Origin of the sequence: Microcystis sp. LSC13-02, assembly GCA_002282935.1 — a bacterium.
Classification (GTDB): domain Bacteria; phylum Cyanobacteriota; class Cyanobacteriia; order Cyanobacteriales; family Microcystaceae; genus Microcystis.
The window spans coordinates 1-12980 of record MTBT01000202.1 but is presented as its reverse complement, the minus strand read 5'-3'; the positions used below and the strand labels follow the sequence as shown (position 1 = coordinate 12980).

Annotated in this window: 14 protein-coding genes and 1 pseudogene; 5 read left to right on the top strand and 10 right to left on the bottom strand. The window is 42.4% G+C overall.

Annotated elements, in window-relative coordinates:
- Positions 1-383 precede the first annotated feature (383 nt).
- From BGL89_RS12230 to BGL89_RS12215, 4 genes are all read right to left on the bottom strand, one after another.
- On the bottom strand, positions 384-3668 hold the full coding sequence (locus BGL89_RS12230) for a tetratricopeptide repeat protein (RefSeq protein WP_286825934.1): 3285 nt from the start codon (positions 3666-3668) through the stop codon (positions 384-386).
- Positions 3669-4227: 559 nt separating this feature from the next.
- Positions 4228-4662, bottom strand: a complete 435-nt coding sequence (locus BGL89_RS12225; RefSeq protein WP_286825933.1) for a type II toxin-antitoxin system death-on-curing family toxin — start codon at positions 4660-4662, stop codon at positions 4228-4230.
- Positions 4663-4666: 4 nt separating this feature from the next.
- Positions 4667-4891 carry an AbrB/MazE/SpoVT family DNA-binding domain-containing protein gene (locus BGL89_RS12220; RefSeq protein WP_012267820.1) on the bottom strand — a complete coding sequence of 75 codons (225 nt, stop codon included), beginning with the start codon at positions 4889-4891 and terminating at the stop codon, positions 4667-4669.
- Positions 4892-4957: 66 nt separating this feature from the next.
- Positions 4958-5209, bottom strand: a complete 252-nt coding sequence (locus BGL89_RS12215; protein WP_286825932.1) for a DUF2283 domain-containing protein — start codon at positions 5207-5209, stop codon at positions 4958-4960.
- Positions 5210-5567: 358 nt separating this feature from the next.
- On the opposite strand from BGL89_RS12215, the gene BGL89_RS12210 reads away from it, so the two are divergent.
- Positions 5568-5933 (top strand): hypothetical protein, encoded by a 366-nt coding sequence (locus BGL89_RS12210; protein WP_150977862.1) that lies wholly within the window; start codon positions 5568-5570, stop codon positions 5931-5933.
- 25 nt (positions 5934-5958) lie between these two features.
- Here the strand turns inward: BGL89_RS12210 and BGL89_RS12205 are convergent, their stop codons facing one another.
- Complete coding sequence (locus tag BGL89_RS12205; RefSeq protein WP_286825931.1) at positions 5959-6498, bottom strand: hypothetical protein; 540 nt, start codon at positions 6496-6498, stop codon at positions 5959-5961.
- 161 nt (positions 6499-6659) lie between these two features.
- Between BGL89_RS12205 and BGL89_RS12200 the strand changes: the two genes are divergently transcribed.
- Both BGL89_RS12200 and BGL89_RS12195 read left to right on the top strand, forming a co-directional pair.
- Entirely contained in the window at positions 6660-6935 is a 276-nt protein-coding gene (locus BGL89_RS12200) for a hypothetical protein (protein WP_353743929.1), read from the top strand.
- Positions 6936-7063: 128 nt separating this feature from the next.
- Entirely contained in the window at positions 7064-7948 is an 885-nt protein-coding gene (locus BGL89_RS12195; RefSeq protein ID WP_353743928.1) for an all3515 family Zur-repressed PEP-CTERM protein, read from the top strand.
- A 172-nt stretch (positions 7949-8120) separates the two neighbouring features.
- Here BGL89_RS12195 and BGL89_RS12190 read toward each other — a convergent pair whose 3' ends face one another.
- Positions 8121-8513 (bottom strand): hypothetical protein, encoded by a 393-nt coding sequence (locus tag BGL89_RS12190; RefSeq protein WP_286825929.1) that lies wholly within the window; start codon positions 8511-8513, stop codon positions 8121-8123.
- 95 nt (positions 8514-8608) lie between these two features.
- On the opposite strand from BGL89_RS12190, the gene BGL89_RS12185 reads away from it, so the two are divergent.
- Positions 8609-9427 carry a hypothetical protein gene (locus BGL89_RS12185; protein ID WP_286825928.1) on the top strand — a complete coding sequence of 273 codons (819 nt, stop codon included), beginning with the start codon at positions 8609-8611 and terminating at the stop codon, positions 9425-9427.
- A 245-nt stretch (positions 9428-9672) separates the two neighbouring features.
- Here BGL89_RS12185 and BGL89_RS12180 read toward each other — a convergent pair whose 3' ends face one another.
- From BGL89_RS12180 to BGL89_RS12165, 4 genes and pseudogenes are all read right to left on the bottom strand, one after another.
- Complete coding sequence (locus BGL89_RS12180; protein ID WP_002796262.1) at positions 9673-10110, bottom strand: pentapeptide repeat-containing protein; 438 nt, start codon at positions 10108-10110, stop codon at positions 9673-9675.
- 114 nt (positions 10111-10224) lie between these two features.
- The gene (locus tag BGL89_RS12175) at positions 10225-11697 is read right to left on the bottom strand and encodes a BCD family MFS transporter (protein WP_286825927.1); all 1473 of its coding nucleotides are present in this window, start codon (positions 11695-11697) and stop codon (positions 10225-10227) included.
- 70 nt (positions 11698-11767) lie between these two features.
- Positions 11768-12130, bottom strand: a pseudogene (locus tag BGL89_RS21275) (DUF4351 domain-containing protein); the annotation flags it as partial.
- A gap of 7 nt (positions 12131-12137) precedes the next feature.
- Positions 12138-12656 (bottom strand): hypothetical protein, encoded by a 519-nt coding sequence (locus BGL89_RS12165; RefSeq protein ID WP_286825925.1) that lies wholly within the window; start codon positions 12654-12656, stop codon positions 12138-12140.
- A gap of 31 nt (positions 12657-12687) precedes the next feature.
- On the opposite strand from BGL89_RS12165, the gene BGL89_RS12160 reads away from it, so the two are divergent.
- On the top strand, positions 12688-12939 hold the full coding sequence (locus tag BGL89_RS12160) for a hypothetical protein (protein WP_286825924.1): 252 nt from the start codon (positions 12688-12690) through the stop codon (positions 12937-12939).
- Positions 12940-12980 lie beyond the last annotated feature (41 nt).

The following is a 12980-nucleotide window of genomic DNA, read 5'->3' as shown; positions in this document are numbered from 1 at the left end:
TTGAATCTTTTCAGAGGTTTGGGTTTTCTCTCAATAACAGAGGGACAGAGGTGGTTAGCTGAACGTTGGGAAAAACTGATAGTTTTATCGATGTAAGAAGCAGAAAAATTAGCTAAATTAACAGGATTTACTCTCAGACAATTTGAAGAGAGATAGGCTTTTAGTGGCTTGGGAACAAGCTTTATCAATTTATTCATAATAAATATTGGCAGGAGATTAAAGATTAGTTATTGTGACTAACTCTTTTGGTTAGAGAAAGATAAACTTGAGAATCTTCGGTCAAATTTATTGACTCAAAATCAGCTGTACTTAATTTAAATGAATCAACCCTACCCTTAGTCCCCCCTTGATAAGGGGGGTGTCTGATAATTTTTAACGCCTACCTAATTAGCAGCCCCAATCAAAATAAAGGGCGACCAGAAGAAGGGATGGCTTTTAATTTGACTCAGTTTGGCCTTTTGCATGGCTTCACTTTTAGTCATGCCATTCTTGAGATTTTGATAAAATTGGGTCATAATTTCCGCACTGGTATTATCTTCAGCACTCCAAAGACTGGCGATTACGGAGCGCGCGCCGGCTCTTTCTAAAACGTAGGCGAGTCCGGAGATTTCTTTACCGTCGGCGTTGGCTTCTTTGGCGGTTTGGCAGGCGCTGAGGGTGATTAATTCGGTGTTTTTTAAGCCTAATAATGCGGCATCGGCGATGTTATATTGTTGGTTATTGGCGAAAAGAATAGTATTAGCTTGCATACCCAAATTAGGACAGCCAGCGAGGTCAAAACAGCCGTGAGTTCCGAGGTGGAGAATGGAGAAACGCGCCGCTTGAATTTTAAATGTGTCTAGGGTGGCTTTTTCCCCGAGATATTGTTCACTTCCCGGAAAGATTTTGCTGATAGTTTCTGCTTCTATTTCTGTGCCTTTAAGATCAACTTTTTCTTTTTTCTCCGTGTCAAATAGAAAAGGTTTGGGATTAGCTAGAGCTAAGGCTTTAAGAGTGGCGCGATCTGTTTTCGTTTTTTGAGTAGCAAGAGAAGAAGTCGAGATACGAGTTAAATAATAAATCGGATATTTTTCTAGGAGAACTTGGTTATTTTTCTTATCGTAGAGGGTTTCAAAGGGAATATAGCGCAGTTGTCCGGTGGCGATGATGGCGATATTTTTCGGGGAGGTGGCGGCGATTTGGGACTCGATGGGACGGATTAAAATCTCGTATAATTTACTACCGGTAACGAGGTAGTTGGCATTTTTATAGTCGGCTAATTGGGTACGGTATTCGCTGACGAGTTTATTCAATTCATCGCGTTTTGTATCACTTTGAATAACGATTAATTTTTCTCTAGTAACGAGAAATAGGGCGACTTTATCGCGGAGGGGAACGGGTTGAATAACGAGGGTATCAGGAGCGATATTGTTCTGGAGTTGGGCGATGTCGGTGGGTTTGGTTTCAAAAAGTTCAGCAATTTCAGGATATTTATCTCCGATAGTTTCCGCATTTTTATACACTTTTTCCTCGAATTGTCGGATCTGTTGTGCCAGTTCTTGGGAGTATTTATCCTGTAGTTGTCGGCGCATTCCTTCGAGTTGTCGATTGTCGGTGTTCCAGTTATCAAGTGCTTTTTGTGCATCGGGATCGGCAACTTTGGCATTAATCAGGCGATTGTAATCGGCGAGATCGGCGGTAGTGGCGAGGTTAAGCCATTGAAAGGCTTTTTCTGGTTGATTTTGTTGGATTAGGACTTCGGCGAGAGTGATTACGGTTCTTTCGTTAGAGGCTAAAAAATCCTTGCGATCGTTGCGGGATAATTCACTACGAGTTTTTAAAGTAATGTTTAGGGACACTTCTAAATTATTGATCGCCTTTTGGTACTGTCCGAGGGATTGGTAAGCGTTTCCTAAATTACCTAAAGAAGCGGCTTCTCCAGAGCGATCGCCAATTTTCCTCGCGATGTCTAAAGTCTCTTGAAGGGACTCGATCGCCTTTTGATACTGTCCGAGGGATGCGTAAGCGTTTCCTAAATTGCCTAGAGCGTTGGCTTCTCCCCGTCGATCTTTAATTTCTCTTGTAATAGCCAAATACTGTTGATAGAAATTGATCGCTTCCTGATACTGTCCGAGTGACTGATAAGTGATTCCTAAACCGCCTAAAGAATTAGCTTCTCCTTGACGATCACCTTTTTTTTTAGCGATGACTAAATACTGCTGGTAATATTCGATAGCTTTTTGATACTCTCCGAGAGAGTAGTGAGCATTTCCTAAATTACCTAAATAAGCCGCTTCTCCAGAATAATCACCAATTTCTTTAGCTATAACTAAAGACTGCTCATGGTATTCGATAGCTTTTTGATACTGTCCGATAGAAGAGTAAACAACTCCTAAACTACCTAAAGATCTGACTTCTCCTAAGCGATCATCGATCTCTTTAGCTATAGCTAAAGACTGTTGCTGGTAATTGATCGCTTTTTGATATTGTCCGAGGAACCAGCAAGCATTTCCTAGATTGTTCAAGGCTCTGACTTCTACTAAGCGATTCCCGATTTTTTTAGCAATGGCTAAAGACTTTTGATGGTACTCGATTGCCCTCGTGTATTGCCCAATAGAGGAATAAACAACCCCTAAATTCCCTAAAATGACTGTTTGTAAAGAAAAATCACTAATTTCTTCAGCAATTGCCAAAGACTGTTGGTGATATTCTATTGCTTTTTGATACTGACCGAGGGAATAATAAACATTTGCTAGATTGCCTAAAGAAGCGGTTTCTCCGGAGCGATCTCCGATCTCGCGGGCGATGGCGAAATTCTTTTGATGGTACTCGATCGCTTTTTGATACTGTCCGAGGGATTGGTAAGCCGCTCCTAAATTGCCTAAAGATTTAGCTTGTTGCTTGATATCGCCGATCTCTTTGGCGATGGCTAAAGACTGTTGATGGTACTCGATCGCCTTTTGGTACTGTCCGAGGGAACCGTAAGCGATTCCTAAATTGCCTAAAGAATTGGCTTCCCCTTGGCGATTTTTGATTTCTCGATAAATCTGTAAGGCTTGTTCCCAAGATTGCAAGGCTTCTCCAAACTGACTTATTTTATATTGTTGAGCGCCTTGCTCTAAAAGCCGATCGGCTTCTTTTTGCTGCGGTGAAGCGGGTGGTTTCTCTGCTTCCGCTAAGACTTGTTGTATATTTTTTTCTAACTCGCCATCCTTAATTTCTTTTGCGATGGTTAAAGCCTGCTGTAAAAATTCAATACCACGCTTAGGTTGCTCTGAAGCGTAGTAAGCTATACCGAGATTTAAAAATGCGAGTGCTTCCACACGACGTTCTTTTGAATCTTGCCCTATCTTAGCACCCCTCTCTAAAATAGAAATAGCTTGACTGTATTGACCGCTACTAATATAGGCAATGCCTAAATTAACGGCAGATTTTGCTTCCCCTGAAAGATCTTTGATTTGCTGGTGCGCCGTTATCGCTTGCTGACAAGATTTAATCGCCGCTTCTGCTTGATTATTTTTAAGGTTCTGACGGCATAGTTGTAAAAGCTGCTCAGCTTCGGCTTTCCTCGCATCCGTATTTTGCGCCATCACCGCAGGGACGAGAGAGGAGAGTTTCCCGTTAACAACTGGTAGGGTGACGGTAGCCACTAGGGAAAGGGTAAGTAAGGCGTAAATTTTGGGATTCATAGTTATTTCCGCTATCAGTTATTAGTTAATACACCTCATCATGAGTTCCAATGTTAATCAAAACTATTCTATCTGTTTGAGTTTTTTCGTCTCGTTCTAAATAGAAAAGGCTCTCTTAGATTTGGTGGGTAAAATGTATTCTAAGATACATTACTCCTAGCGAGTGAGTGGAACGAACCACAAAGACACAAAGGACACAAAGATCGATCATAATGTAAGTTAAACTGATCACACAGAAACCAGAAGAGCCATAGAAAATGATGCGGCAATCATAACTACAGGAACAAGCTCTCAATTCCTGATATTCTCCCCTGACTCGATTAACATCTCTTGTTGTTCCCTGGGTAATTGACTAACCAACTCCAGCGCGTTTTCAAAGGTAATCATATTGAACTCTCTTGTTAAATTTAATACGATAACAGTCCTATTTAAGTACGAAGACCTCATCAATGACATGATTTTTCCCCTCGCTAACCCGACATTAGAGGAATCTTTAATAAATGTTTCCTAATCCAATCAGCTAAGGGACTTGCGTGGGAATAATATCAGCTTTGCGCCCCTACAGTAACGGATTTTGTCCACAATGTAGGGGCGAACTGCGTTCGCCCAAAAGGTACATTATCAAAGCGCAAGTCCCTAATTGTTCCTCTGAAAGCTTACCAACAGCAAGATCGATCCATATCTGGTATTTTTCTTCACTAGAAGCTTGAAGATCGTAGCCATTGAGCCTGAGAAAAGTCCTCGTCACTACATAGGCCGTTCTCTTATTCCCATCTACAAAAGGGTGATTCTTGACAATCCCATAAGCGTAGGCCGCTGCCAAAGAAGCCATGTCAGGAGGCGACTCAGAATAAGCCAGAAGATTTTGCGGTCGGGAAAGTGCGCTTTCTAGCAACCCCTCATCTTGAATACCCTCTAATCCACCATGCTCGGCTATTTGGCGGTGATGAATCGCGAGAGCTACCCCATCAGCTATCCAGATTAGCTGGTTCATGAGCCTAAGTTGCCAGCTTTCTCAAAACATTCCAGTCTTCGCGCATCACTTCCTCCGCCACTTCCATTTGCTGGACAAATTCGGGGTCGTAGGGTGTAAGCTCAAAGCCATTTGGCGTTTCCAAGACGTAGAGCATATCGCCTTTACTAAGGCGCAGCTTCTCCACCAACTCTTTCGGGAAAATCACCCCCATAGAGTTCCCTACCGTTGTGACTTTTAACTTAATCATCGTTTTTTGACTGAGTAAATATATCAATTATAGCACCTCCCATATTTCCTGAATTTCTCACATCACTTAACAATTTAGTATTAACTTTCCGAACCATTGTCTAATCTCTTGTTTTTCACTCTCTTCCAACGGAAAATCAATATTTTTGAATCGTTCGGCCGTTCTCTGTTTGACTCCTAAAATCTCAATCCCTACAATCCTATCCGTCTCATCGTAATCATAGATAATCCCCGGAGCTAGTTCCTCAGAATCAATAACCTTTCCGTCAAAACGACGAATATAAGCGGCATTAGCGGCTCGATCATAGTCTATTTTCATAGTTGCCCCTTTAATCGGCGTTCAAAATGGACAGTTACTAAAAGATTATAATTACTAAGTAGGTAGGCGTTAAAAATTATCAGAAACCCCCCTTATCAAGGGGAGCATGGGGGACCGGCACCCCCCTTATCAAGGGGAGCATGGGGGACCGGCACCCCCCTTATCAAGGGGGGCAGGGGGGATCGAACCTAAAATCCATTTTTAATTTAATTATAACCAGCTACTTATAAGTAGTCGTGCAAAATAAATTTCCCAGTGAAGAAAGGCAAAAGGCAAGGGGCAAGAGGTAAGGAGGGGGTTAGATATGTGTAATTAATTTTGCTTAGGTACTTATTGTTCACATCAAACAAAAATACCCATGAAAAATAGACAAGAATACCTCAACGCCCTAGTCAACTTTGACCAACCCCTATCAACTATCCTCCCTATCCTAAAAACCTTTCCTTGGGACAGTAGCGAAGCAATTATCACCCTAAAAAAAGAGCATCTGATCGATATTCTCGATCGCTATCTCAATAACGCTCTATCTGCCACCGACCTAGAAAACTGGGCTGATGCCATCGAATGCAGAGAAGATATCGCCTATAAAATAGATGAGGAAGATATCATCAATGACATCATTTTTTACCTCGCTAATTCGACCTTAAACGATCCACTATCACCAAAAACAATCGAACAATACATCAGCCAACTTTCCCATTTAAAGTCTTCTTTAATTGCCTAAAAAATAGACCTCTTTTTTGTGAATTTTAATGGGGGTTTACTTGAATCTCAATTTTGTCCGAGGGGTTAAATTTAATTTCCTCAACAACGTAGGAACTGTTAAGGGCTACACGCTCGATTCCTCTTATTTTTGGAGAATCTAGCGAGGTTAAAGTTACTTCCGCTTTTCCTTCATTAACATCAACAATTTTGAAGTTCTGTAGGGGTTCCGTCCAGCTTTGTCTATTCTGGTTTGGATTGCTTGATCCCCCTTCCCCACGAATAACAAGCCTTCCACTTTTGATAATAACCTTGCCTTGAAACTCTATCTGTTTGATCTCTTTCATTGCCACTTCTTTTGTTTTTGATTCTCTCCCTAAAGCGATCGTTTTTGTTGGAGAATCGAACTTGATTAATCTCCCAGATAGAGAAGTGCCATTTTTTAAAGATACTTTTGTATCATCCGGTATAAATACGGGAATTTTCTTGACGGGAGATAGATCGCCGGTGGCTGGTAGATGATAGCCAGCAAGAGAGGCGATAAAAACTAGGCTAGTTGCGGTTATTATTGGGTAGAGTTTTTTCATCTTTACCTTGCCTGAATGATCGGGATTTAGTTGGTTCTGTTTTCGATCTTGGATGCGGTGGGTTAGGAGTAACAGTAACTCACCCTAGGGTTTTTTCTAGAGGGGTTTTTCCATATTTTAGCGTCAGGATTGTCAAAGGAGAAGCGTTTTATCTTCTCTTTATGTTAAAACTTATAAAGCTACTCCTTCACGCGGTGGGCGATAGAAATATGACTCTACAAGAGCTAATGCGGTGGGTGGAAAAATTATCCTCGATCGAGAAACGGCAACTGATCGAAAAAATTACCGCAGAAATGGCATCGGAATCGGCAGAAATTAATCAACTCCGTCCATCTTTATGGGGTATATGCGCCGATTTAGGACAGGCTCCCTCGGCTGAAGATATCGATAAAACCCGACGAGAAGCGTGGGGAGATTTTACGGCAGAGGATCTTTAAGTGTTAAAAGCAGTTTTAGATACTCATGCGGTTATGGAGAGACGCGCCACCTGTCTACGACACGCTGTCTGTTGAATTCCAGAAAAGTCTTTATTACAATAGGTATAACAAAATCTCTGACAAAATATATGTTTATTTTGACTAATAAGGTTTTAAATGCCTTTTTCGTCTCGATTTCCGCCGTCTTTCTTAGTTCGACCGCGAGCCTCGCCCAATCCCATAGTAGTCATCATCATATTATGGTCGGGATAGACGGACTCCCGACTCTAGCCGGCGGGACTTATAAAGCTCTGGCCAATCCGAACTACGGGAGACTATCGCTTCTGTTCCCGCATCAACATGAACCCGTCGAGATCAGTCATTTCCACGCCATCGGTATTTATAGTTACACGGGGGAGGCAACGAATCCGACAGTGGTAGAGACCAGTACCAATAACCGATTGCCCGAAACACGGTTCGACCTACCCCCGATCCCCCTGTTTCCGGGTAGCGGCGTTTTTGCGGGAAAGAATATTAGCCAGAAAACGGACGCTCATATGTATTCGGATTTGAAAATACGTCCGGTCGCCCATTTAACCGACGATCTCGCCGATCCTTACGTGAACGCAATTTATAATACGGGAAAGGGTCGCTGGAAGGACTTGTTGGGAGACGAGGCGACGATCGCCCTACAATTAATCGATATCACGCCCGGTTTGACGGTAACGGACGCTTCGGGAATAAATTTGTTTAACGCGGTCAACGATACTTATGTTATCGGGCAAGGAGATTGGTTCGCTTTCACTCCCGTGTTTTCAACAGATGGGAACGCGCCGTTAGGAACCTATTCCGCTACCTTTCGCTTCGTGGATACGAATACCGCAAACGGTCGTACCCCGCTATTACCATCGGGAACCTTTAGCCTCGATTTCCAACCGGTTCCCGAATCCTCTACCTTGCCTGGAATCGTTCTCTTGGGTTCGCTCGGTCTTCTCGGCGGAGTAAAAAGGCAAAAAAAGAAAAATAGCCGATAATCCGTCCAAAATGTTAGGACTTTTCTAATCTAACGACCTACCATTGTAGGGAACCTGCGTAGGAATAACATCCCAGGGAGACAACTAATCAAATTCCTATTCCCCGAATATAATTGGACGCGGTGGGTTAGCGCTACTCGTAACCCAACCTGCGGTTTTTGTCAATATATTTTTACTTTCCGAAACCTTTGTTCGGGCGGTTTTGTTTGGCAATACGGAGGGCTTTTCCGGTTTTGCCATCCTGTAGTGCGATCCGCATCGATCGCTTTTTCTGGTAGGATTGAATATCTGCCGCTAACGGATGATCGTTATCGATCCGTAGATGGGTTAAAGAACAGACAAGACCCGTTTGTTTTCCCAATTCATTTTTTAGGGAACAAATAATTCCCCCCTCGTCTCCCGTGTAGAAAATTTTATCGATCGAAAACTGGTGATCGGGTTTGTATCGCTCGCCTTTTGTTTCAGCTAGTTTTAACGTTTCGGGAGTTGCACGCACAGGGATTGGTAAACTCGCTTCCATTTTCTCAATTAAAAAACGAACTTGTCGGGGATCGTCGATGGACATGGTTATTCTCCTTGATAAAATACAAATAACTGGCGATAGAACCCGATCGATCGAGTAGAATAGCGATCAAAAACGCCAATCAGGGACATTTTGCCGTGAGCGCTCCGAATTCTCCCCCTCCCGGAACACAGATACTAGGAACCTTCGCCAGTCTTCTCGGTTTACTGGGGATTTTTCTCTATTTTACGGGATGGATCTATCGGTGGGCCTATTTCGGCTGGTTTAGCCTTGAGATTAACCGTCTGGACTTGCCCTTGCGTTCCTTCCTTTTTGTGCCGATACAGGTCTTCTGTGGCGATTTCGGAGCGTTGCTGCGAACGTTTCTGGCGCTGGTTGCCGTTGCCTTCGCAATTCAATTTACCCTCTGGATTTTGTCTCCCCTGCCATCCTATTCAATTGTCAGTCAATCTAAACGGAAATTTCATCAAAAATTTCAGTTCCTAAGTTTATTAGTTCGAGGAATTCCCGAATCTCTCCGAAAAGATTTGATCGCTGTTATTTGGCTATTAATTATCCTTTTTTGGTTAGCCCGAATTCAGGGATCGATCGATGCCCGTCGCGATGCAGTTAATGATAGTTCTACCTTACCAGTTATCACTTTAGTTTTACCGGAAAAACAGATAGCGATCGGTCGGAATCCGGAAGATGTTTTTACCGATCCTTCTCTCAAAGGTTATCGAATTATCGGTGAGACTAAATTACTCGAAGAGCTGCGGGGAAAAGAAACGAATGATAGTAAAGTCAATCCCCCGCGAGTTTGGCGGTTATTAATCCAAAATAATAATTGGACTTATGTTTTTCGCGGGTTATCCCCTCAGTCGGCAGAAAATGAACGTCCGGCGATTCTAGCCATTCGCGAGGATAAGGAGGGACAATTGTTGATTATCGCGCCGGATGTCCCAGAATCCCAGTGAGACTCAATCGGGGAAATTATCAAAAGCGATCGCTTAACAAGAGTTAAAATTGACGTTCTTTAGCTAGGGTTTGCTGAAAAAGTCTTTTAGTGGGGACAGGGTGTGGGGTGTGGGGTTTTACCAATTTTCAGGAAAAAAGTAGCTGAATTTTCCTCCCAATCACTCCTAGCTAAGGCACTTTTTGGGGGAAAAAAGTCTAAAAGTCTTACCCCACAAGGTTTTTATACTTATTCAGCCCGCCCTATCTAGGGATTGCCACCACCGACAGCGATGCCAGTACCATAAATCTGAGCATTTGTCAAGTTAATTCTCTCCATCGATGCACCCGTCACATCGGCATCATAAATCACGGCACTGGTGAAATTGACTCCATCGAGATCAGCTTGATTCAAACTGGCATTAGTCAGAAAAGCTGCGGTCAAATTTGCGCCTTCTAGATTGGCATCGGTCAAATCTGCGCCCTCTAAGTTAGCTTCCTCCAGATTAGCTCCCTGTAAATTCGCTTTTCTCAAATCAGCACCGATTAGATGCGCCCCCCTTAAATCTGCACCGCGGAGATCACAGCCCGGACATTCCCGCGTATTCAATAATTGTTGTACCTGTTGAGGATTTTCCGCACCGACGGGGTTAATCAGCAGTAAGGAAGCTAGGGAACCTAGGGCAATCATTAAAGTCCTTTTCATCGTTTTAGCCTCCTCTTTCGTTTTCTTCTCTACTTTTAGGATAGGAAAAAAGCTGCTGAGCAACTTCCCCCGATCGGGCTAATTCTCCTGTTATCTCACTTTTTCTTGCTTTTGCTAGTCGATCTCCCCTTTCATCGCCGTTGCGATCGCTGCTCGGGCATTTTCCTTAAATTCCTTGACATCGACGCGACTTAATAACCAAACTGCCAGGATCATTCCCAATGCTTGCACGAGGAAAACTAAGCTGTAGGCTAAAACCGGACTAGAAAAGACAACTTTACCGATATTTAAAATCGTACCGCCTAAAACCGTGGCCAATCCCCTTGCGATCGCTTGTGATAATCCCCAAGCGCCGATAAAAGTTCCCGCGGTTTCGGCGGCGGTTAAATCTAACATTAAACTGGTAGCTCCGGCAGTAATCATTCCCGAAGCTAAACCGAAAAAGAGCAAGCTTGATTTTAATAAACTCTGACTAGCAGAAAAGCCGGCAAAAATCAAGAGAATAAAACAAATTGTTGCAAAAATACAGCCATATTTAGTAGTTTTTTGTTTACCGATGCGGGGAATGAGCATAAATCCCGTGGCAGCAATACCAAAAAGGGTTCCGGTTCCCCAAAAAGCGTTTAATTGGGTGGTTTGGGCGATACACATCCCAAAAACCTCGCCGCCAAAGGGTTCCATAATTGCATCCTGCATAAATAAACTCAAAGTCATCATCAGCAGGAAGGTGAAAAATAAACCGGTTTGCCGACTAGCGGTGAGAACTTGTAGGGCATCTTTGAAGGTAATTTGATCCTCTCTTTGCACAAGAGTGGACCGACTACTAAAACGAGAATATTTTTTTTCTACGCCAAAAGTCGCTAAAATGCAGAGACCGAAAACGATAGCGGGCATAATCGTGAACACGGGGTTAATATTCGCCTGTAGTTGCGGAATATTGGCTATAGGGGCTGATTGGGTCGGATCATAAGTCAAAATATTTGTACCGCAGATATTGGGAGTATCCAGCAAACGAGAACTAACGATCGCCCCGACGACAATTCCCACCATTAGCATTGACCAAACTATACCAACTAATTGCGATCGATTATCTTCATCGGACACATCCACCAAGAGGGCAGCAAAAGGGGTAGAACTGGCGCTTAAAGCCAGTCCGTAGAGGGCGAAAATTAAGGCTAAGAGGGCAATCCAGGCGTAGGAAATGGTACTCCATCCCGAAGTTTGAATACTAAGTCCCAATTGCCAGACTACTTGCAAAGCAATAAAAGCTAAAGCGGTAAAAACTGCCGCCCCAATCCAGACATAACCGCTGCGATGATGACCAAAAATAGTTTTACCATCGGATCTTTGCCCAAACCAGATGCGCGCTGGACTAACAAACTGGTGCATAGCGATCGCAGCTGCGGCGAGAAAGGGTAAAACTTTTAACTCATCGATCATAATCCGATTGAGAACCCCCAAAGTCAGCAGGGACATAATACCTAGTCCCATTTGAAAGAGTCCTAAGCGAAACATGGTGAAAAGTCCCAGTTTTGGCAGGGTTTTTGGGGATGAGTGAGCAGAATTGGAGATATCGCTGGTAGCCATGGTTAAATCAATACAAAAAAAGCCAGTATTTAAAAATTTAACGCAGGACGAGCAGACATCTTCTGGGGATTTAAGTTTCTATCTCCGATAACCAAGTGGTCAGATATGTCAAGCTGGCAAAATCGAGCAGCGCTTCTCCTAAAGTTTCTAATTGTTCTGGAGATAGTTCTCGGATTTGTTGGCTTACAGTTGAGGATATTTCACCTAAACGACGGTTAGGTAGCCGTAGAATCAAAGAAACCGCTTCTTATCGTCTTCCTTTTTCCCGGATATCCTGATAAATGACTGATTCGCGCATAATTTCTTCTCTTAATAAGCTTCTGATGATTTCCTTACTTAAATACTAACCCCGCCAGAATTGCTGTAGCGGCGGCTAAATTGCTTTTTTCAGTTCTACCTCGATATTATCAATTTTTGGGGCTACTTTTGCTAATATTTTCCTATTGTATTATCCATTTTCTGAATTTATCCATATCATTATTGACTACTGCTTTAAAGGCCACGTTAGCATCAATTATCATCCTTGTAAAATAAGTATTTATCGACGGTATTTCAGTGTCACTTTCGGTTGCCAACAAATGTTTACTGATTTCTAAAATAAGTCTTAAGCTGTATTGCTTATTTCTTTTTGAAGAATATTCTAAAAGCTGACTTTTTGTGTTACTACTATGAACTAGCAATGGGATAGATATTATATTATATAGATCATTTTTGACATCGATTATTGCTTGTTTTATGTTATCCAAGCAAGTTTTATGAACAATGAAATTACCACGAATCACACTTATATATTTATCTTGTTGACTATTTTTCTGCTCAAAATTATCAAAAATTAATTGGAAGTTTTCAATAAAATTACTTAAGCTCATCTGGATATATTCGTTTCTCGTTGCTAAATTATAGGCAAAAGTAATTAGTTGCTCATTAAGATTAGGGGGAAACTGTGTTCTCCTCGTCATTAGCGATAAATACCTTAAATCGTCTAACTGTATGTTCGAGTTAATCGAGATCGCAAAAAATGGAGATTTCTACGCTTGCATCTTCCCCATTGTCCTCCCCGATGCCAAAATCTACAACCCCAAAGACCGACTAAAATGCACTCAATACTGGGAAACCCAAAGTAACGAACTAGAAGAAACCATGAAACAGGGAGGACTCACCAACCGGCGAGGAATTATCGACGATCTAAATCTTTACCGAAATTTTGGGTTAAAGCCCCGTCCTTTTAGGACGGCTTTTTAAACTATAGCTTGTTAACTTAACTTTTATTGTGCTATACTGAT

Excerpts from the sequence above, each read along its gene's own strand:
- BGL89_RS12230 (WP_286825934.1), bottom strand. The coding sequence starts at position 3,668 with ATGAATCCCAAAATTTACGCCTTACTTACCCTTTCCCTAGTGGCTACC.
- BGL89_RS12205 (WP_286825931.1), bottom strand. The coding sequence starts at position 6,498 with ATGAAAAAACTCTACCCAATAATAACCGCAACTAGCCTAGTTTTTATC.
- BGL89_RS12190 (WP_286825929.1), bottom strand. The coding sequence starts at position 8,513 with ATGTCCATCGACGATCCCCGACAAGTTCGTTTTTTAATTGAGAAAATG.
- BGL89_RS12200 (WP_353743929.1), top strand. The coding sequence starts at position 6,660 with ATGTTAAAACTTATAAAGCTACTCCTTCACGCGGTGGGCGATAGAAAT.
- BGL89_RS12160 (WP_286825924.1), top strand. The coding sequence starts at position 12,688 with ATGTTCGAGTTAATCGAGATCGCAAAAAATGGAGATTTCTACGCTTGC.
- BGL89_RS12225 (WP_286825933.1), bottom strand. The coding sequence starts at position 4,662 with ATGAACCAGCTAATCTGGATAGCTGATGGGGTAGCTCTCGCGATTCAT.
- BGL89_RS12165 (WP_286825925.1), bottom strand. The coding sequence starts at position 12,656 with ATGACGAGGAGAACACAGTTTCCCCCTAATCTTAATGAGCAACTAATT.
- BGL89_RS12180 (WP_002796262.1), bottom strand. The coding sequence starts at position 10,110 with ATGAAAAGGACTTTAATGATTGCCCTAGGTTCCCTAGCTTCCTTACTG.
- BGL89_RS12215 (WP_286825932.1), bottom strand. The coding sequence starts at position 5,209 with ATGAAAATAGACTATGATCGAGCCGCTAATGCCGCTTATATTCGTCGT.
- BGL89_RS12210 (WP_150977862.1), top strand. The coding sequence starts at position 5,568 with ATGAAAAATAGACAAGAATACCTCAACGCCCTAGTCAACTTTGACCAA.
- BGL89_RS12175 (WP_286825927.1), bottom strand. The coding sequence starts at position 11,697 with ATGGCTACCAGCGATATCTCCAATTCTGCTCACTCATCCCCAAAAACC.
- BGL89_RS12220 (WP_012267820.1), bottom strand. The coding sequence starts at position 4,891 with ATGATTAAGTTAAAAGTCACAACGGTAGGGAACTCTATGGGGGTGATT.
- BGL89_RS12195 (WP_353743928.1), top strand. The coding sequence starts at position 7,064 with ATGTTTATTTTGACTAATAAGGTTTTAAATGCCTTTTTCGTCTCGATT.